At 45.6% G+C, this 20,707-nt stretch carries 16 protein-coding genes; 8 read left to right on the forward strand and 8 right to left on the reverse strand.

What is annotated here, in order from left to right:
- Positions 1-145: 145 nt before the first annotated feature.
- Complete coding sequence (locus BC343_RS27425; protein WP_078351001.1) at positions 146-1,429, forward strand: glycoside hydrolase 5 family protein; 1,284 nt, start codon at positions 146-148, stop codon at positions 1,427-1,429.
- Between the two features lie 4 nt (positions 1,430-1,433).
- Here the strand turns inward: BC343_RS27425 and BC343_RS27430 are convergent, their stop codons facing one another.
- A complete protein-coding gene (locus BC343_RS27430) occupies positions 1,434-2,012 on the reverse strand; it encodes an RNA polymerase sigma factor (RefSeq protein ID WP_078351002.1) in 579 nt (192 codons plus the stop codon).
- A gap of 129 nt (positions 2,013-2,141) precedes the next feature.
- Between BC343_RS27430 and BC343_RS27435 the strand changes: the two genes are divergently transcribed.
- From BC343_RS27435 to BC343_RS27465, 7 genes are all read left to right on the forward strand, one after another.
- A complete protein-coding gene (locus tag BC343_RS27435; RefSeq protein ID WP_078351003.1) occupies positions 2,142-3,305 on the forward strand; it encodes a FecR family protein in 1,164 nt (387 codons plus the stop codon).
- Between the two features lie 214 nt (positions 3,306-3,519).
- The gene (locus BC343_RS27440) at positions 3,520-6,984 is read left to right on the forward strand and encodes a TonB-dependent receptor (protein WP_162276957.1); all 3,465 of its coding nucleotides are present in this window, start codon (positions 3,520-3,522) and stop codon (positions 6,982-6,984) included.
- A gap of 33 nt (positions 6,985-7,017) precedes the next feature.
- Positions 7,018-8,796, forward strand: coding sequence for a RagB/SusD family nutrient uptake outer membrane protein (locus BC343_RS27445; protein WP_078351005.1), 1,779 nt, complete (start codon positions 7,018-7,020; stop codon positions 8,794-8,796).
- Positions 8,797-8,817: 21 nt separating this feature from the next.
- Positions 8,818-9,978: a glycan-binding surface protein gene (locus BC343_RS27450; protein ID WP_078351006.1), complete on the forward strand. Its 1,161-nt coding sequence runs from the start codon at positions 8,818-8,820 to the stop codon at positions 9,976-9,978.
- Between the two features lie 64 nt (positions 9,979-10,042).
- Positions 10,043-11,173, forward strand: a complete 1,131-nt coding sequence (locus BC343_RS27455; protein WP_078351007.1) for a glycoside hydrolase family 26 protein — start codon at positions 10,043-10,045, stop codon at positions 11,171-11,173.
- Between the two features lie 36 nt (positions 11,174-11,209).
- Positions 11,210-12,748: a glycoside hydrolase family 28 protein gene (locus tag BC343_RS27460; RefSeq protein WP_078351099.1), complete on the forward strand. Its 1,539-nt coding sequence runs from the start codon at positions 11,210-11,212 to the stop codon at positions 12,746-12,748.
- A complete protein-coding gene (locus tag BC343_RS27465) occupies positions 12,738-14,714 on the forward strand; it encodes a glycoside hydrolase family 97 protein (RefSeq protein WP_078351008.1) in 1,977 nt (658 codons plus the stop codon). Before BC343_RS27460 ends, BC343_RS27465 begins: the two co-directional genes overlap by 11 nt.
- Positions 14,715-14,763: 49 nt before the next feature.
- On the opposite strand, the gene BC343_RS27470 is transcribed toward BC343_RS27465, so the two are convergent.
- The 7 genes from BC343_RS27470 to BC343_RS27500 are packed head-to-tail and all read right to left on the reverse strand — an operon-like array spanning position 14,764 to position 20,687.
- The gene (locus BC343_RS27470) at positions 14,764-15,570 is read right to left on the reverse strand and encodes a hypothetical protein (protein ID WP_078351009.1); all 807 of its coding nucleotides are present in this window, start codon (positions 15,568-15,570) and stop codon (positions 14,764-14,766) included.
- On the reverse strand, positions 15,563-15,913 hold the full coding sequence (locus tag BC343_RS27475; protein ID WP_143822377.1) for a hypothetical protein: 351 nt from the start codon (positions 15,911-15,913) through the stop codon (positions 15,563-15,565). The genes BC343_RS27470 and BC343_RS27475 overlap by 8 nt, the downstream gene beginning before the upstream one ends.
- A gap of 14 nt (positions 15,914-15,927) precedes the next feature.
- Entirely contained in the window at positions 15,928-16,344 is a 417-nt protein-coding gene (locus BC343_RS27480) for an N-acetylmuramoyl-L-alanine amidase (protein WP_078351011.1), read from the reverse strand.
- Between the two features lie 4 nt (positions 16,345-16,348).
- Positions 16,349-18,169, reverse strand: coding sequence for a hypothetical protein (locus BC343_RS27485; protein WP_162276958.1), 1,821 nt, complete (start codon positions 18,167-18,169; stop codon positions 16,349-16,351).
- Positions 18,147-18,578, reverse strand: coding sequence for a hypothetical protein (locus BC343_RS27490; protein WP_078351013.1), 432 nt, complete (start codon positions 18,576-18,578; stop codon positions 18,147-18,149). The genes BC343_RS27485 and BC343_RS27490 overlap by 23 nt, the downstream gene beginning before the upstream one ends.
- On the reverse strand, positions 18,578-19,912 hold the full coding sequence (locus BC343_RS27495; RefSeq protein ID WP_078351014.1) for a hypothetical protein: 1,335 nt from the start codon (positions 19,910-19,912) through the stop codon (positions 18,578-18,580). Before BC343_RS27495 ends, BC343_RS27490 begins: the two co-directional genes overlap by 1 nt.
- Positions 19,905-20,687: a hypothetical protein gene (locus BC343_RS27500; RefSeq protein WP_078351015.1), complete on the reverse strand. Its 783-nt coding sequence runs from the start codon at positions 20,685-20,687 to the stop codon at positions 19,905-19,907. Before BC343_RS27500 ends, BC343_RS27495 begins: the two co-directional genes overlap by 8 nt.
- Positions 20,688-20,707 lie beyond the last annotated feature (20 nt).

The following is a 20,707-nucleotide window of genomic DNA, read 5'->3' on the forward strand; positions in this document are numbered from 1 at the left end:
AAAACCCTCAAGACACACAGTCTTGAGGGTTTTTTCGTTAATACCGCTCACCAGCCCCGTCATTTCGTGTCCTTAAAGGTTTTTTAATAAATTTTGTTGCCGCAAATGTGTGTTAACTGCCGGTTTTAACACTTAGTAGTTAACCATGAAAAGAACCGCAACAATATTCATCTGCATTGTAATAGCCCTTTGTTTAAACGTTAACCATGCCAAAGCCCAGCGATTTGTAAAGGCAAGCGGCGGGCATTTCACTATTGGCGGGCAAAACTACTATTACATAGGTGCCAATTTTTGGTATGGTGCTATACTTGGCGCAAAAAACGGCGACCGCAGCCGGCTGAAAAAAGAGCTGGATAATTTAAAGGCGAACGGCATAACCAATTTGAGGATACTTGTTGGTGCAGATGGACCTTTGCGCGCCAATAAAGTATCCCCATCGCTGCAAACAGCGCAGGGTGTTTATGATGACAAATTATTGGATGGTTTGGATTATTTACTGGTAGAGATGGGTAGGCGCGATATGAAGGCCGTATTGTATTTAACCAACTCCTGGGAATGGTCGGGCGGGTACAGCCAGTATTTAGAATGGAGCGGCAGGGGCAAAGCGCCGGTGCCTTCGGTGGATGGTTGGAATACCTTCACTAAATATGTGGCGCAGTTTGTAGAATGCGATAGCTGCAAACAAATGTTTAAAGCACATGTGAAGTACATACTCGGCCGCAGCAACCGTTACACTAAAATTAGATACATAAACGATCCGTCAATAATGGCCTGGCAGATCGCTAACGAACCGCGCGCCTTTTCTGAAGCCGGGAAAACGGCATTCGCCAATTGGGTGAAAGAAACAGCCCGTTACATAAAAGCGATAGATAAAAATCATCTTGTATCTACAGGCTCGGAAGGTGAAAGCGGGAGCGAGGGCGATATCAACCTGTGGGAAAACATTCATACCGAACCGGCCATAGATTACCTTACCATACATATATGGCCGAACAACTGGGGCTGGCTCAACAAAGCCGATTTGCCCTCAAGCCTGCAAAACGCTGTTGCCAATACAAAAAGCTACCTTAACAAACATCGGGCGGTAGCCCAAAAGTTAAATAAACCCCTGGTGCTGGAGGAGTTCGGTTTCCCGAGGGATAGTATCAAATTTGACGCAGCATCGGCTACTACCGTGCGCGATGGGTATTTTAACGCCGTGTTTCAGAAAGTAGTGGAGAGCGCTAAAGTGCAGGATGTTTTTGCCGGTTGCAACTTTTGGGCTTGGGGCGGTAGCGGCAGGCCTACGCCCGGGCATATTTTCTGGCAAAAAGGTGATGCTTATCTGGGTGACCCGGCACAGGAAGAGCAAGGCCTGAATACGGTGTATGATACCGATACCACCCTGAAATTAATAAAGCAATATAATATGCAACTAAGGCCGAAGTAACGGTCTACCTGATAAGCCCGAAAAACACGGCGAGGCTAATGGTCTGTTTCAGGCACATGCGCAGGTGTTTTAGGGCTACCGTTATTTGATTTTCTACGCTTCGTTTAGATATACCCAGCTGTGCAGCGATCTCGTCGTTGCTTAAGGAGTTGAAGCGGCTTAGCTGAAAAATTTCCTGGCAGCGTTTGGGCAGGGCGTGCAGGTAGTTGTATACTTCAAGTTCCAGGTCCTGCTGATGTATGCGTTCGTCGGCTTTGTTAGCCCCTGCACTTTCTATGGCAGCGGTATCATCCAAATAAATTACCGAAAGTTTTTTTGTGCGGATATGGTTATACGCCTGGTAGCGTACAGCGTTTAGCAGGTAGTGCTCAAAAGATCGTATCTCCAGGTCGGCACGGCGGTTCCACAAATTCAGGAAAATATCATGGACGAGTTCTTCGCTGGTTTCGCGGTTTTTTAAATAGCGGTTGCAGGTGTTGTAAAGCCTTACCCAGTAACGATTAAAAAGCGCATTAAATGCCCATTCGTCACCATGGCGTACGGCGTCCCATAAGGCGGCATCACTCTTTAGATCAATAGGCATAATTGGTTTTTAAAAGTAGAAAAAGCTTTTCGGAAAACAAATTTCACAGCTAAGAAATAAATTTTAAAAAGTGTGTGTGTGCACTGTTAAAATCTACACTTAGCTATTATAACCAATTACCCCATCTTCATGATATCCAATAAAGAAGAGTTTATAGCGCTCTATAAAAAATTTCAGGAAGGGCAATGCACCCCGCAGGAGATAGAACAGCTGGAAAGCTACCGCGATGAAATGCAGTTGATGGGTGATACCTGGGAGAATGACGCAGAAGACGAGCAGGCTGTGCGTAACCGCGTATGGGCAAGGTTACACCAAAATATGGAAAGGCCGGCACCGCAGCAACTACCACGAAAATATACCTGGCTAAAGGTTGCCGCCTTATTGCTGCTGGCTACGTCGGTTGGCGTGGGTTTAGTAAAATATAACAATAACAAAGCAGAGCAGTTGGCTGCGAAAGCAGATCTGCCGGTCAAACCTGCCGCCATTTTGCCGGGCGGTAACAAAGCCGTGTTAACCATGGCCGATGGTACCACCATTGCCCTAACCGATGCCAAAAACGGTAAACTGGCAACAGAACAGGGCATGCAGGTGAGCAAGGCTAAAGATGGCGTGTTGGTTTACAGCGCCAGCGGCAACGCCGCAACCAATGCTGAGGTTGCTATAAATACCATTACCACCCCGCGCGGCGGGCAATATCAGGTAGAACTTGCCGATGGTACAAAGGTGTGGTTGAATGCCGCATCGTCATTGCGTTTCCCGGCGGCGTTTAAAGGTAAAACCCGCAGTGTTGAGTTAACCGGCGAGGGGTACTTCGAAGTGGCTAAAAATAAAAGCATGCCCTTTATTGTAAAGGCTAACGGAACCAATGTAGAGGTACTGGGTACCCACTTTGATGTAAGCGCCTATGGCGACGATAAAACGGTAACCACAACGCTGCTGGAGGGCTCGGTACGCCTGGTGAAAGAAGGGCGTACAGCTATGCTTATTCCCGGACAGCAGGGTGTATCGGTTAACGGGGCAGCTGCCATAAATGTGCAGCAAGCCGATGTAGAACAAACCATGGCCTGGAAAAGTGGCTTCTTCCTTTTCAGGAACACCTACATACGCGATATCATGAAACAGGCTTCGCGCTGGTATGATATTGATGTTGAATTTGAGCAGGGGTTACAAAACAAAGAATACGGCGGTAAAATTTCGCGCTATAAGGATATATCTGAACTATTGAAAAACCTGGAACTAACCGGAACAATTCATTTTAAAGTTGAGGGAAGGAGGATAACTGTTATGCAATAACCAATACCTGCAAAATAGTTATCATAATGATCACCAGGAGCGTTTGCCGCGCCCCTGATGATGCCGCAGCCTGTGAGAAGCTGCTTATTAAGGTAACTAACATTCAATTGTCTTCATCAACCAATTATTACAACCTTAAATTCAAATGTACAAAAATTTTACTGCAATTACTTGCGGGGCCCGGTCCTGCATTTTACCTAAATTTCTGAACATAATGAAATTGACCATTGTTTTGTGGATGGCTGCCTTTTTACAGGTGAGTGCAGCAACCTATGCTCAAAAAATTAATTTGAGTGTTAAAAACGCCCCGCTCGACAAAGTTTTAGAAGAGCTTGGCAAGCAAACAGGTTATAATTTCCTTTACAATTCAAGCATGATAAAAACAGGGAAACCTGTTACCCTGAACGCGAAAGACCAGTCGTTTAACGAAGTACTTACCGCATGTTTTATTAACCAGCCGCTTACCTATGTAATAAACGGCAATACAGTGGTTATACGCCAAAACGAGCCCACCGCCCCGGTAACGCAAGAAGCCGCAGCGCCCGTTACCATAACAGGCGTAGTTACCGATGAAAAGGGCGAACCATTACCCGGCGTTAGCATACGTTTAAAAGGCACAGGCAACGGCGTAGTAAGCGGCACCAACGGGCAATACAGCATTAGGGTAGATGATGATAATGCCGTACTTGTTTTCAGTTTTGTGGGCTTTACGCCGCAGGAAGTTGCCGTTGGCGGCCAAACGCAAATAAACGTAACGCTAAAAGCGCAGCCTGCCGCTATAGATGAGGTTGTGGTGGTAGGTTACGGTACCGTGAAAAAGCGCGACCTTACCGGCGCCGTTGGGCAAATAAAAGCTGTTGATTTAATGAGGGGCGGCCCTATAAGCCTGTCGCAAGGTTTGCAGGGTAAACTGGCAGGTGTGCAGGTGAACCAAAACGATGGTGCGCCGGGTGCGGGTGTAAGCATCCAGATACGTGGTGCCAACTCTTATGGTACCAACACGCAGCCGTTATATGTAATGGATGGCATCCCGTTCGATGCGGCGTCTACACCAACTAACGATGCTACATCGGGCAATAACCAAACCTTCAACCCGCTGGCACTTATCAATCCATCCGATATCGAATCTATCGAGATACTGAAAGATGCTTCGGCAACGGCTATTTATGGTTCGCGTGGTGCCAATGGTGTGGTTTTAATAACCACTAAAAAGGGTAAGGCCGGCGCTACAAAAGTGCAGTTTTCTACCAATACATCCGTTTCGCAATTAGGTAAAAATGTGAAGGTGCTGGGCGCTTACGATTATGCCAACTACGTAAACGAGGGCTATAACAACGGCGTGTTGTATAACGATTATAATTTTTACCAGCTACCATACCCGGGGCAATGGTCGTACCCATTTGCTAACAACCAGTTCCAGTACGATCAGGGTGTTTACCAACCGTCCCCAGAGGACTTCTTAAGCCCCGGCGTGCGTACAGATACCTATGGTAACTCTACCAACGTGCAAAGCAGCAATTGGATGGATCTGATCACCCGCAAAGCCATTAGCCAGGAGTATAACTTAAGTGTATCGGGCGGTAGCGAACGTGGTTTTTACTCTGTATCGGGCAACTACGCCAAGCAGGAAGGTATTATCCGTAATAGCAACTTCGAGCGTTATAGCCTCCGTGCCAATGTTGGGCAAAAAATAGGTAATTGGATGGAGATAGGCTTAAACACCACCTTCGGCCGCACCAGCTCCAACTTTGCCAAAACCAACTCTTTCGATTATGGTATCATCCGTTCGGCCATGATATTCCCAACCACATTTGAGCCGCAAACTGATATTACACAAATATCTAACCAGCTGGGCTGGCTATCTGCCAACCCGTACCTGTATGTAATGACTGCTAAGGATAACCTGGCGGCTATCAGCTCATTCAGTTCGGCCTATGCCGAGGTGAAGTTTACCAGCTGGTTAAAATTCAGGCAAAACCTGGGGTTAAACTATTCGGCCAATAACCGCGGTACTTACTACAACAGCTTAACGGGAGAAGGTCAGGCACCAACCATTAACGGCCGCGCCGGGCAAAGCGACGATTGGTATTCAAATATTGTTACCGAAAGCTTGCTAACCTTCAATAAAACTTTGGGCAAAATACATAGCCTGAATGCGGTTGTAGGTTTTACGCACGAGAATGCCAACTACGCCAGCAAATCAATGTCGGCAACCAACTTCCCCGATGACCTTACCGGCGAGTATGATATGGGCAAGGCCCTGAATCCCGGCAGGCTGGTAAGCGGCCGCGGCGCTAATGAACTGATGTCGGTACTGGCAAGGGCCAACTACTCATTGTTAGACCGCTACCTGTTTACGGTATCTTTCCGTCGCGATGGTTCCAGCAAGTTTGCTACCAGCAACAAGTTTGCGAATTTCCTTTCGGGCGCTTTCGCCTGGAGGGCATCCGAAGAAAAATTCATCAAAGACCTTAACCTGTTCAGCGACCTGAAACTGCGTGCAAGCGCAGGCCGCACCGGTAACCAGGCCATTGCGCAATATGCTACGCTGCCGCAACTGGCATCGGCCAACTATCCTTTAGGTGGCTCCTTGCAAAGCGGTATGGCCGAATCTACCTATAACGGCCCGGCTAACCCTAACCTGAAATGGGAAACAACTACACAGTACGATTTTGGTGTAGATATGGCATTTTTAGATAACCGCATTAGCCTGACGGTTGATTACTACAACAAAAAAACCACCGACCTGCTGCAGAGTATCAAAACGCCATTGAGCACCGGTTTCCAGCAAATGACCATTAACCGCGGATGGGTTAAAAACGACGGTTTGGAGATAACCGCCAAGGTTATTGCGCTGGCGCACGGCCCGCTTAAATGGAATATAGACGGCAATATATCTTTTAACCGTAACACCATTGGCGGGCTGGATAACGACCAATTCGCAAGCCGCTTGTGGAACGCTGCCGACTACGTATTTATCCAACGCAACGGTATGCCAATAGGGGCTATATATGGTTATGTTGAAGATGGTTTTTACGATAACGAAGCAGAAGTGCGCGCCAACCCGGTATATGCCAATGCAAGTGCGGCCATCATCAAACAAAAAATTGGGGAGGTAAAGTATCTTAACCTTGATAACGACCCTAATATTACCGATGCCGACCGCACCATTATCGGTAATACCAATCCCGATTTTATTGCCGGTTTAACCAATACCTTCAGCTATAAAAACTTCAACCTGAGCTTCTTTTTACAGGGCGTGTACGGTAACGATATTTTTAACGGCAACTTAACCGATGTTACGCTCAACTCGATAGGCAACATCCCTGCATTTGCTTATGAAGGGCGTTGGACACCGCAAACAACAGCTATAGCTACCTGGCCAAAAGTGAACAACGGTTACACCCGCGAGTGGCTGATATCTAACCGCTACATTCAGGATGGATCGTACCTGCGCTTGAAGAGCCTGAGCTTTGGCTACGACTTTTTGAAACCTTTCAAAGGCATAGAGTCTATCGGTGTTTCGTTAACGGGCACAAACCTGCTCACTTTTACCAAGTACAACTGGTTCGACCCGGATGTGAATTCTTTTGGCGGGGATGCTTCGCGGCGCGGGGTAGATATACATGCTTACCCCAATAGCCAAACATTCTCATTAAGCGCCAGGGTATCTTTTTGATCAGCAGAAACCAGAAGTATTAAACATTAACAAATGAAAAAATTATCCATCATAAAAAGCTTCAGGGGTAAAATATTCCTGGCTTGCTTATTCACCTTCATGCTTGCATCGTGCCGGCTTAACGAGAAGGTTTATGATTTTGTATCGCCCGAAGAAGTGGGCGACTCGGATGCCGCTGCAGATAAATGGGCGCTGGGCGCTTATAACGAACTAAGCCTGATGTTCAGGTTCAGCGAATTTCCGGCCGTGCTGGAGTACGATTGCGATTACACCACCGGCCCGTCCTGGGCATTCGGCGAGCTGGGCGCAGGTAACTTCCAGGGCAACAGCAAACAAACCGACCCGTTGTGGACCTACAGCTACGTATTGATACGCCGCGCTAACCGCGCCATTGCCAATATAGATAAAATGACCAAAGCCAACGCCACCTACAAGCAGAATGTTATAGGCGAGATGTATTTTCTGAAGGCTTTCTCATACTTTTTACTGGTAAGGGCCTATGGCGATGTGCCTATATTTAAAAAAGCTGTTGACGATGGCGAGAACCTGTTTCAGCCACGCCAGCCTATTAAGGATGTGTATGCCCATATTATTGACCTGGCCACACAGGCAAAGGATATGATGTATACCAACGCCAAGGCTACGCCGGGCCGTGCAACAGCAGGTGCTGCCGCCGCTTTGCTGGCCAAGGTGTACGCTACCATTGGCTCTGCATCCATGGCTTCGGGCCAGGTGATCGTTCGCGGTGGTAAACCTTTCGACCTGGTAAGCAACGTGCAGGTACGCACATTGCCGTCGCCTATCACTTTTCAGAAAAAGCGGGTAAAGGGCTACGAGAGCTTCGACTCTAAAGCCTACTACAAACTGGCTATGGATATGGCGGCTGAAGTAATAAAAGGCACTTATGGCTCGTACAAGCTGGCCAACTTTAACGAGATGTGGACCATTACCGGCAAAAATATCAATGAGCATATCTTCAGCGTGCAGGGTTACATGGGCGATGCCGACCTGGGCAACCACCTCACGCGCGATTTTGCGGGGTTAATGGCCAACAACCAAATCACCACCGGTATGTGGTACGGCCTGCGCGATCATTGGTATAAACTGTTCGAACCACAAGACCTGCGTATTACCGATGGGGTAACTCACCGTTGGTCGCGTAGTTTCGATTTTGCCAATCATATTGGCACTTTTTACCCCAATAACGATGAGTATCGCAAAAAAGCTTTGGGTTACGATGAGCAAACCGGAGTTGACGGCGATGGTAAACCTATTATTGTACACCACCCCGCCGTTGCGCCTTATAACGATGGTTTAAATTATGGATCGGGCACCGATGCCAACTACATTGCATTCTTGAATAAGTTTGCCTACCCGTCAGACCGTACCAAAGATCAAAGCGATGTAAATTATCCTTTCCTGCGCTTTGCCGATATCAAATTAATTTATGCTGAAGCAGCCAACGAATACAACGGCGGCCCCACAAGCGATGCGCTTACCGCCCTTAACGATGTGCGCCTGCGTAGTAACGCCACTGCCAAAAAGCTGGCTGGCGATGGTAATGTGGGCTCGCTGGTGGCATTCCGCTCGGCAGTTTTAGAGGAGCGTGCTATGGAACTTGCTTTAGAAGGCGACCGCCGCTGGGACCTGATACGCTGGGGCATTTATCTGGATGTAATGAACTCGATACAAGGGAACGACGAAGTAGGGGTAACCAAAGTACGTGCCGAAAGGAACTTGCTTTACCCGCTACCGATAAGCGAGGTAAGCACCAATACCGCCATACAAGGCAATAACCCGGGTTGGAATTAACAGTAACATTTTTATCAAAACATGATGAAAGCGATCAACAAAATAAAAATATCCCTGGCGCTGGTAGCGGCTGTGGCGATGTTTAGCTGTAATAAGGATATTGTAACCTACGATAAAATAAAAAAGGAGTCGGAAACATCTACTGCCGCGCCGGTTATAACCCAAATAACTCTGGTAGACAGGGCAACTGTGTTAACCCAGGCCGACCTATCGCAGCTGGTAATGATACAGGGCACTAACTTAAGCGGCATAAAGTCGATTAAGTTTAACGATGTGGAGGCCGATCTTACCCAGGCTTATGTAAAGGCAAAAGAAATAGTAGTGCCTGTACCCCGCGAGCTCCCGGGCACGGTTACAGATAAGGTTACCGTAACTACCCAACTGGGAGAGGCCAGCGCCAGCCTTAAGATAAACGTGCCTGCGCTGGTAGTAAAAGGGCTGTTTAACGAGTTTGCCCTGCCCGGTGATACCACTACCATTACCGGCGACAACTTTGATATTTACAAAATAACCAAAGAGGATGCTAAAGTAACCTTTGGCGGAACCGAGGCTATGGTGCTATCAGGCGATCAAAAAACGCTTACCATTGTAGTGCCCAAAACTATACCGGCTGCCGAAGCAGTAGTTAGTTTGGTTACGCCCGAAATACCCGCCGGTTTAAAGATGAATTACCGCCATTTAGGGCAGATCGTAAACATTCAGAATAAACTTTGGGCAGGCGAAGGCTGGCAAACCAGCGGTGCCAACCTGGGTGATCCAAAAGCCCTCAATGGTACCTTCTCGCATATCAAAGGGGTTTCTATAGGGCAATGGGGATGGTATGATAACCTGTATGGTTGTAATTTCCCGATAGCCGATCCAGATATCTTGAACCACCTGGATCAATACGATCTGAAGTTTGAATTAAATACCGAAAAAGATCATCCGCTTAGCCAGATGTTCATCAAATTCTCCATGCGTTTCTCTATCACCTACGAGTGGAATTTGTACAACAGCGGCGAATCGTTAAACACCTATGGCAATTGGCAAACCATTACGCTTGATGCCAAAACCGTTATGGGCCAGCTGTATCCAAATAACGATAACTTCTTTTACTTCGCCATTAATCCCGGCGTGCCTATCAACCTCGATTTTAGCATATCATCAGTACGATTAGTTAAAAAAGAAGTGATCGTAAAATAACTACCTTCTTTCAGCGGCGCCCGCTCTTATTTAAGGGCGGGCAGCCGCTGAAATTATCACATTTATGAAGTATAAAAAACTTTCCGTGGCACTCGGTTTTGCCGCGTTATCTATTTCTTGTGCCGTAAAAAAGCAACAGCATGTGCAAAGCGGCGTGCATCCGGCGGATAGCCTGGCTACCAAACAAACCGTTCGCCTGTATCAAAACATGGCCGAAACTGTTAGACGGGGTGTTATGTTCGGCCAGCAGGATGCTACATTGTATGGCATCGGCTGGAAATACGATAAAAACCGCTCGGATGTGAAAAGCGTGTGCGGAGATCAGCCTGCGGTTTATGGCTGGGAGATAGGGCATATCGAGTTGGGAGCACAAAGCAGCCTGGATTCGGTACATTTCAGCATTATGCGGAAGCGTATTACAGAGGCTTATAAACGCGGCGGCATAAATACCATAAGCTGGCATTGCGATAACCCGCTAACTGGCGGCAATGCCTGGGATGTATCGCAAAACGGCGTAGTGGCTTCGGTTTTACCGGGAGGAGCGAAACACGAATTGTTTATGACCTGGCTGGATAGAGTGGGAGACTTCCTGAACTCGCTTGAGAGTCATGGTAAAAAGATACCGGTGTTGTTCCGTCCTTTTCACGAGCATACCGCAGGCTGGTTTTGGTGGGGCGAAAATCATTGCAGTCCCGAAGAATACAAGGCCATGTACCGCATGATGGCCGATCATTTCAGGCAAAGAGGCATCCATAACCTAATATACATCTACTCGCCCGACCAAACCGACCAGTCCTCGAAGTATTTTGAGCGTTACCCCGGCGACAATTACATAGATGCCCTCGGAGTTGACTATTACCAGCAACAAGGCGCAGCCGGCGCCGGCGGATACATGCGAACTATAAACAGCATATTTACCATGCTTACCGTCGAAGCAAAAAACAGGAATAAGCTGCTCGTATTCAGCGAAACCGGATCCGAAAGTGTGCCGATGAATAACTGGTGGACAGATGTGCTGCTGCCAACCGTATCGGCATTCCCCATAAGCTATGTAATGGTTTGGCGCAACGCTTACGATAGGCCCAACCACTTTTTTGGCACTTATCCCGGCAACCCGTCAAGTAACAACTTTATCCAATTCTACCAACAAAGCAATACCCTGTTTCAGCAGGATATCAGCAATATGTATAAATAGCATCAGCTTAAAATGAATATAAAAACACCCAATACTATGAAGAAAGGAATATTGCTTGCGCTGCTATGCCTGGCCTTGTTCAATTGCTACGCCCAGCAGGGCGTGTACAATGTGCTTAGCTTTAAAGCCATAAACAATGGTAAAGCACTTACAACCGCGCAGCTGCAAAAAGCCATTAATACCTGCGCAGCTAACGGCGGTGGTATGGTTTATGTCCCCAAAGGCGATTACCTTACCGGTACACTCAACCTCAGATCGAATGTCGACTTCCATATGGAAACAGGGGCAAGGCTTATTGCTACTACCGACCTTAAGCAATATCAAAAACATAACTCCGAGCTTGCCGGCGTTTTTTATACCGAAAAAGCACACAATGTATCTATCACCGGCAACGGTACCATTTTTGGGCAGGGCATGAAAATGATGTACATTGATAGTGCCAAGGTAATAGGTGACAAAAGCGATACCCGCCAAAAAGATAACTTCCGTAAAGTAGCATCAGGCAACGGCGACGGGCCTTTTTACCCTAAGGACCGTTTCCATCAAATGGTGATCTTCAGCGAGTGCACCAAAGTGAATCTTAAAGATTTTACCTGCATTGATGCACCATACTGGACATTTTTAGTAGTGCATTGCGATGATGTGATCGTTGATGGGCTGCGTATAGAGAACAACCTCAATATCCCCAACAGCGACGGTTTAGACGTAATATCATCCAGCAACGTAAATATCTCAAACTGCTATTTCTCTTGCGGGGATGATGCCATTGTATTGGCAGGGTACGCCTGGCACTGGGGCGACCCGGGTTTTAAAAGGATCATGAAACGGTCGGAGAATATTAACGTGAACAACTGCATCCTGCGTTCGCGTTCAAGCGGTATCCGTATCGGCGGCTGGGATCAAAATAATATGTACAACTACAATTTCAACAATATCACTATATTCGATTCTAACCGCGGTATAAACTTGGGCATTGGCGACTACGGCTCAATGGAGAACATAAATTTTACCAATATAAACATACAAACCCGCCTCCACACCGGCGATTGGTGGGGTGAGGGCGACCCTATAAAAATAACCGCTATGCGCGGCATGCCAACGGGCAAAGTAGGCACCATAAAAAATGTGACCTTCACAAATGTATTTTGCCGAAGCGAGAACTGTATAAACATGTATGCCTCCGAAGAAAGCAAACTGGAGAATATATTTTTTATTAACCTGCAAATGGAATTTGTGAAAAGTGCACTGGAAGAAACCGTTGGAGGCAATCTGGATCTTCGGCCAAACACGGTGCCGCACAAAGAGATATTCGCCCGCGATATACCCGCTATTTATGTGGAGAATGGTAGGAATATACTCTTTAACCAGGTGGTGGTGTCGTGGGATAAAAATATCGATAAAAAACATTATACCAACGCCATTGAAGCTATTAAGGTAGATAACCTGCGCCTCACGGGTGTAAAAGGAAGTGCAGCGCCATCGAACCCCGACATGGCAGATGTGCTGCTGAACAGCTGTAAAGATTTTTATACCGATTCGAAACTAACCGTTAAAAAAATAGGAGATGAGAAATAAATTTTTGGTGCTCTTAATGGCAATATCCGCTTTGCCGGGGCTTATACTGGCCCAAAAAAGTGCCAAAATAACCTCACCCGATGGCAAGGTGGTTTTTCTGCTGAACCTTACGGCAAAGTCGCCGGTTTACAGTGTTACATACAAAAAGCAGCCGGTTATAAACGCATCGGCGCTTACACTTAATTTTGATAATGGTGCCTGGGGGCAAGGCCTTAAAATGAGCAAAGTTGCCTACAGCAAAACAGATACTTATTACGACCTGGTGGTGGGCAAGGCCAAACACATACGTAATAATTACAGCGAGGCGGTTATTCCGCTTAGCGAAACTGCGGCACCTTTCCGTAAGATAAATCTGGTTGTACGCGCTTATAATGATGGCATAGCCTTCAGATATACATTCCCGAAGCAAGCAGGCTGGGATAATTATACGCTGTATGATGAAAATACCCGTTTTAACCTCAACGGCGATCCTAAGGCACTGGTTTTATTTTTGCCTAACTACACCTCCTCGCACGAGGGGCCATACACCAATGAGCCTTATTCCCAACTTAAGGCGGGCGAACTGATGGATATGCCCGTAACCTTCGAATATTCAAACAATATTTACCTGGCCATTACCGAGGCCCATGTTGTAAATTATGCAGGCATGTACCTTAGTAAAACGGCAGATGGTGGCCTGATAGGTAAACTATCACCGTTGCCGGGGCAGGAAAAAGTAAAAGTAAAGGCTGTTTTGCCGCACAGCACGCCATGGCGCACCGCTATTATTGGCGATAGGGCAGGTGCTTTAATAGAATCGAACATGTTGACTAACCTGGGCGGCGACTGCAAAATTGAAGACACATCGTGGATAAAACCCGGCAAGGCTACCTTCCCCTGGTGGAATGGTACCGTAGTGCCCGATACTACATTTGCGCCCGGCAACAACTTCGAAACCAATAAATATTATATCGATTTTTGTGCGCGAAACGGCATAGAATACCACTCAGTAGTAGAGTATGGCCAGCACGAGTGGTATGTGAACGACGGACCTGATTTTCTGCCGGGGCCCAATGTAGATGCTACAAAAAGCATCACCAGCCTGGATATGAAACAAATATGCGATTACGGTAAAAGCAAGGGTGTTGCCATACGCGTTTGGGTGCATTGGAAAGCCCTTTACTCCGTAATTGATAAAGCCTTTGAGCAGTACGAAAAATGGGGACTAAGCGGCATGATGGTAGATTTTATGGACCGTGACGACCAGGAGATGATACAAATACAAGAAGAGATATTGCAAAAAGCAGCCAAACATCATTTGCATATACAATTTCATGGATCTTGCAAGCCATCGGGCTTGCACAGGATGTACCCTAATGAGTTTACCCGCGAGGGTACCCGCAATTACGAAGTGTATAAATGGGATACCACCATGAACGCAAGCCACGATATTGCTATGCCTTTTACGCGTATGCTTGCCGGCGCTACTGACTATCATTTGGGCGGCTTCAGGTCGGTACCTCAATCGAAGTTTAAAATAAAGTTCCGCAGTCCGCTGGTTACCAGTACGCGTTGCCATATGCTGGCTATGTATGTGGTTCTGGAAAGTTACTTGGGGATGGTGTGCGACTACCCTGCGGCTTATGAAGGGCAGCCTGGTTTTGATGTGCTAAGGGCTATACCTACCACCTGGGATGAAACACTCGTACCCAATGCAGCCATCAATAAATACGTAACCATAGCGCGCCGCCATGGCGATAATTGGTTTATTGGCGCTATAACCGATAAACAGGCACGTAACCAGTCTGTTTCGCTCAGCTTTTTAGGAGCGGGCGAATACATTGCCGATATTTATACCGATGCCGGCAACACGGATACCGATCCCAACCATTTAAAAAAGGAAACACGAACTGTAACCACTAAAGATGTACTTCAACTACCATTAGCATCAAACGGTGGAGCGGTAGTTAAAATTAGTAAGAAGTAGTTACAACAAAGCCTCAGATTTATCTGAGGCTTTGTTCGTTCTGAAGCTTCTAAAATTTAACAATGTCAAAGCGAGTGGCGACTGATGGCTGCCAATTCCGTGCAGAAAAATCGTAATGGTAGTCGCCTATTACACTAAAACGATCAAAGTTTAATTGCACACCTGGTCCGAAATAAAACAGATGACGATAGGGGGCGTAATTGCCAGTCATTTGCAAACTTATTTCAAGATCTGGCTTGTGCTGTTCCACAATCAATCGGTCTACGCCATTTATTGTTGTTCTGGCATCGTTAGAGAATATGTCGATATAGTTCTTTTTCGCTCCCAAAAACCATTTCCTTTTCCAGTATTTTACAATGTTTATCGAATCATTATATCTAAAAGAAAATTCTCCGTTGTCTGTAGTGTCTGAATTTTTAAGAGCAGGACGGAAGCTAAGTTGCAGGTATTTGTCCTTGTAAAAGTAAGTGATGCGTTGGAGGCTATCGTATTTTCGTTCTGCCTTTAACTTTTCTGCCCGAACCGTTCCGGCAATTCTGGTAATCTCAATAAGCTGTTTTTTTGCGATATTCAGTGCCTTGGTCACTGTGTCAACCAATCCACCCGATATTGCCGTACCATTTTTATACCACTTGGCAGGTAGTTTGTTTTCATCGGCAGCAATAACGGTGTGTTGACGGCTATTTGTGTCGAGGTAGTGATTGATAATGGTTGCAGCTTGGTTTACGGTTTTTCTATTACTACCTATTATTCTGTCGGATTTTATACGTTGTTTATGTTCAAAAATAGCAAAGGCAGTTGTTCCCGCGAACAATAAAAATAAAGCCGCGATGATTACATTGGTTAATTTACTCATTTTCTTTAACGATTTGTTTTGCTGGTTTTTCAAATTTTACACGGGCAAGGCTGTCTGTATTTTGAATCAGTTTATTTTGCCGGTCTATAATATTGTTCTTGTAAAGAAGCGCGGTTGAAAGATTGATGTATTTATTTTGCCAGTTCACAATGAGGCTATCTTTTTTAACGATAACCTCGCGGAGTATCGTGATACGCTCCATACATGTTTCATCGCCTTTATTTCGGCTTATTACATACATTCCGAATATTGCGCTAATAGCTGTACACAGAGTGATGATAGCCCATTGCCATGGAAATTTTTGTAAGTTTTTTAACTGCTCGGATTTGAGAGAGTTTGACATAGGGAAACATATTATTAAAGTTTTATAGTTTTCAACCAATCGTTTACATCAAAAGATGGGCATGCTTTGGTTACTCCGGGAAAGTCGCGATGGCCGCAAATTTTAGCATGAGGAAATTTGACTTTCAATTTATAAATGAGGTGTATTTGCGCAGCTTTTTGAGCATCAGTACGGTTGTCAAAAGGTCTCCCTTTATTGTCTACACCGCCCTTGTAGCTAATGTGTATACTATTTGCATTGTGGCCAGCTACGCCGTTAGCAATTTTCTCAATAGGAAAGAGCTCCTCAATAAAGCCATCTGTATTTATTTCAAAATGATATCCGGGATTAGTCCAACCCATTACATTTTTCCAATAAGATAATATTTCGGAAGTTGGCTGATCTTGCGGTCCTGCAGTGCAGTGCAATACGATATAGTTAATGGTTCTCATATTCTTAAGGATTTGTTAGAGTGAAGCCATTGGGGTTTAAAGTTGCCGGCGCAGTTAACGTATAAGTGTTTTGAACACTTACGTTGCCTAAGAGCTTCTTAACGCCGCTGTTATTCAATGTTAAATTTCGATAAATGCCTGGAGTTATATCTTGAGGGCCTGCAAGTCCGTAGACGAAAGTATTGGTAGCGGCATTGGTTTGTAAAACGCCTGTTTGCATTGGTTGTTGAGCGTTCCTGTAAGTAAAAGTCGCTCGGTTGTCGAATGTAGAAGCTGCGTGTGTACCGTTGATTGTACCAAGCCATGTGGGGTTAGATGTTCCAGTGTTGGTAACTGTGATGGCTCCATTGATTAATAAAGGAGCAACCAGCAAATCATTAATATTAGGAATTCCGAAAAAAATGTTTTGGTTGTTGGTCGTGAAAGACCAAGTACCAGTGCCAGTTTTAATTGAGTGAACGTTAACATTAATACCGCCTCTAAATTCTAGGTTAGGGTTGCCAAGTGTAAAATCGGCATTAAACGATGCTCCTCCGCCACCTCCGAAATAGGCACCAATTAAAATGTTTCCGCCACCCGTCTTATAGAAGGTACCTGCACCATTCCCTTGAAATAGGCTGCCAGCTACAGTCAAATCATAGGTGCCGCAATCAAAATCACCGTTGAATGTTAGTGTTCCTGTCATTGAAGTATTTTTTCCGAGGATCTTAGTTCCTGTGCCAGCGGTTGTAACGCTGTTATAGGTGTAATTTGGCAGTGTGAAATCTCCGTTAAATAAAAATCCTATAAGCGACGTGGCATTATTAATAAACAAGCCAGTACTCATAATGTGGGCGCCGGTAATATTAAATAAGTTTACTTGCCCGTTGTTTATAAAGGTCGATTCCGTATTGTCCCCATTAATTGTACTGTAAGTGTTGATTATTGATAGATTCACATTATTGGTTACCGTAATTGCACCTTTTATTAAAATTGGCGCGATCCAAGTGCCGGTGCCATTGTAAATCCTAATGTCTATAATTTGATGGTTTGTAGTAAAAGTGAATGTACCACTGCCAGTGCTGAAATTTAGAATGTTCATGTTAATACCTCCTCTAAACTCAACGTTGGGATTACCGCTAAAATTTATGTTGGCTTGGTTTCCAAGTCGACTGAGTTCACCAACAAACAATAAATTACCTGGTCCTGATTTGGAAAAAACACCATCTGCAGATGTGGCTTGCGCACATCTTGTGATGCCATTAACTGTCAGATCATAGTTGTCGCACTCTAAATTAAACACGGTCAAGTTTCCAGTTATGACGGTGTTTGAAGTTAAATACCGTAAGCCAGTGTTACTAGTAGTAAGGTTGCGATACGGCAAGTCCAAAATAAATTGGGTGTACTGCGCATTGTAAGTTATAGTGCTGGATGTTCCTGCTATAAGGTTGTTTATATAATTGTCGTAACCATTAAGTACAACGTTTGTATTAAAATTAGAACTAAAATCCAGTGTCCCGGTGCATTGAAGATTACCATTTATTATAACGGACACGTTAAGATTAGATGACTTTAAAGCGCCTTGAGCATTAATATACAAGTGTCCCACGGTGTAAGCGTAATTGACAGTTGACATGTTCACCTGATGATTGATAAACACATCGTCAACATTGGTGTTGGGATATTTCATACCTCGCCGCCCGGCTGCATTACCCATCCACACGGATGGGTCTTCCCAATTTCCATCTTTCACACTATACCATACATTCCTTTTTCGGAGACTGGCTATGTGCGCTAAAGAAGTGTTAACCGCTAATTCCATATTAAAAATTTCTTCGTTTAGCACGTACGTAAAAAGCTCCGGTTGTTGCGGATGTGTTTTTTACGTAAATGCTCCAGGTGCTTTCAAGGTTAATTACCCTGTTACCCGCCATATCAATATCGAATAATGCAGGTGCTAAGGAGGCCAATGAGGCCAACGAAGTCACGCCTGTATTCCCGGAGCTGGCAGGTATCGATACCTGTACAACTGCGTTTTCTGCCGTTGTTTGAGCGCCTGTGGTGCATAAAATAATATCGAAGTTTCTTGTCGTTGTATCCAAACTCCTAAAAAGTAGGTCGGTAATAATGCTGCCATGCGTTTGCCCTGTCGCTACCAAGGTTATTGTGTTTGCAGTTGTTGCCGATGGGATGTTTACAGCAGGGTAATCGCCAGTTAAGGTTGCAAATGATAGTTGATTTGATGAAATATCCATTAGATAGCTGATTGATAAAAATTAACAATTAATTTGTTTCTTGGTATGTCGCCTTCCCAAAGTGCTTTTTTGCCTTTATCTACTCTGATCAGGTCGTTTCCTTTTTGCTCAATGGTTTTGGTTTCGCCGGGTGTGCCGGTGCCTACGTTGCTTTCGAAGAAGATACTTTTAGCACCGGATAGTAATCGGATGCCACCTAATCCGCCATTAGATAGGTCGATATAGCCCCCGCCGGATACGTTCCATACGCTGCCGGCCCAAGTGGCAATGCGCCCGCCATAGTTAGATACGAAGCCGCCCAATATACCAAGATTACCACCTGTGATGGTTTGCGCGCCTGTTGATGATTTTGATACGCTATCGCTGAGCAGAAAACTTATTTGTGCTTGCAGTTTTCCAAATGCCTGCAGGATATTATCGGTGGCGGCAATTGCACTTACTGACCCAAGCGACAGTCCCGATAGTAAAGTGCCTAATACTCTTGCGAGGTTAAAATACAGGTTAAGGCTGCCTTCGGGAACCGCGTCGGTGCTGCCCGGCGAGGCTACTAACCTCACGTATCCCGAACCGCCCCACCGGTATTCATAATTGGTATCGCGGGTGACGTATATTTTTCCGGTTTCGCCATCGACAGGCAGGGAACTATAGTTATCTACCTCAATAACATCATCTACATATGATGGTAGGAGGGAAGATGGCACTTTGCCTGAATTATCTAAACCTGCATAACCATCCGCCACATTTTTATTGGCAATGTTTTCGGGAGTAAAACCAAGATTCTCTTGTTTTCCGGCTATTGTGCCTACCAATTCCTTATCGGCATTTGTGTAGTCGTTTGCCGAAAGCCCGTAGCCTGCTACCTCATCTACTTTGCCTGCAATTGTTGCTACAAGTGCCTTTTCATCATTTGTATAGTTGTTTTCAGATAAGCCATAGCCGGTAACTTTATCAACCTTATTGTTTAAGGCATTCATCAAGTCGTCCTGGTCGGTTATGTCGCCGACAATATATCCCCATGCACCTATTCCGCCGCCGCCACTGCTGCTCCCTTTTGGAAGAAGCCCGGTATCGGCTACACTGTCTTTAAACCACCATTCGGCGTTGGTGCCGCCGGTTATCACCCCATTTTCGAGCGAGCCGCCGGAGTTGATGATTATACTGAACTGCCCGGTTCTGCTACCCGGCGTAGATAGATAGTTAAGTACCTCGGCTGTATTCAGGTAAGGGCGATAAACGAAGTTCACATCGTCGTAAAAGTAACTTCGCGCATCTACCGGTTTGCCCGCTAACCCAATGGGTTTGTTCGTTGTTGTTTGAAGGGATGGATTATACATTAAAACTAATTATAGTGTGAGTAGAATCGATTACAACAGGTGTGCGGCTTACGTAGTAACGATACCCAGCGAGAGATATCGGCTGTTTAAACACCTGGTCGGGTATGGTGCCGTAGTTGTATTGGGTATTTGCCCAGCCTAGCTTCTCCGGTTCGGTTTCGGGCTCTTTCAGGGCGATGTATTTATAATTGGCATTTTTACTGAAATCTAAACTGTAGGACGGCAAACCGATAGGCAACTGCCGACTGAACCTGAACTCCTCTGTGGCAATGGTTGCGTAAGGATCTGTATTGAAATAATCCCATTCTACTAGGGCGTAAACAGGTTGCGCCAATCCCGGTACGGCACAAACATCTTTCACATATGGCGTAGTTACCGTAATATCAACAACCACACCCGCCAGCATATCATCCAGTTCTTCGGTTACGAGTGTGATGTTATTTGCTGAAGATGGTTTCCAGTCGCTGTAGCTGCTATGGGCTATTTCGGCAATGATGTCTTGTGCCGCTGTCACCATATCACTTTGCACATCTAGCTCGTTCAGCTTAGCTTCGTCGGCAACATGTACAAGGTCTAACAGGAATAGCTTGAAATTGAAGCTGAGCGTTTTACCATCAGGGTCGATATTGCCTCCATTATCCTGCAAGAAACAGGCCGCATAGGCGGTATCATGGCTGAGCGCGAAATCGGTTACACTACCGTAAAAGAAACTCTTTACCTGCCCTTGCCGCAGCGCTATGGTTTTTATTCGTTGTATTATCTGGTTTAGCGTCATGCTGCTTTAGGTATGTTTTC

Origin of the sequence: Mucilaginibacter pedocola (assembly GCF_002013915.1) — a bacterium.
Taxonomy (GTDB): Bacteria; Bacteroidota; Bacteroidia; order Sphingobacteriales; family Sphingobacteriaceae; genus Mucilaginibacter; species Mucilaginibacter pedocola.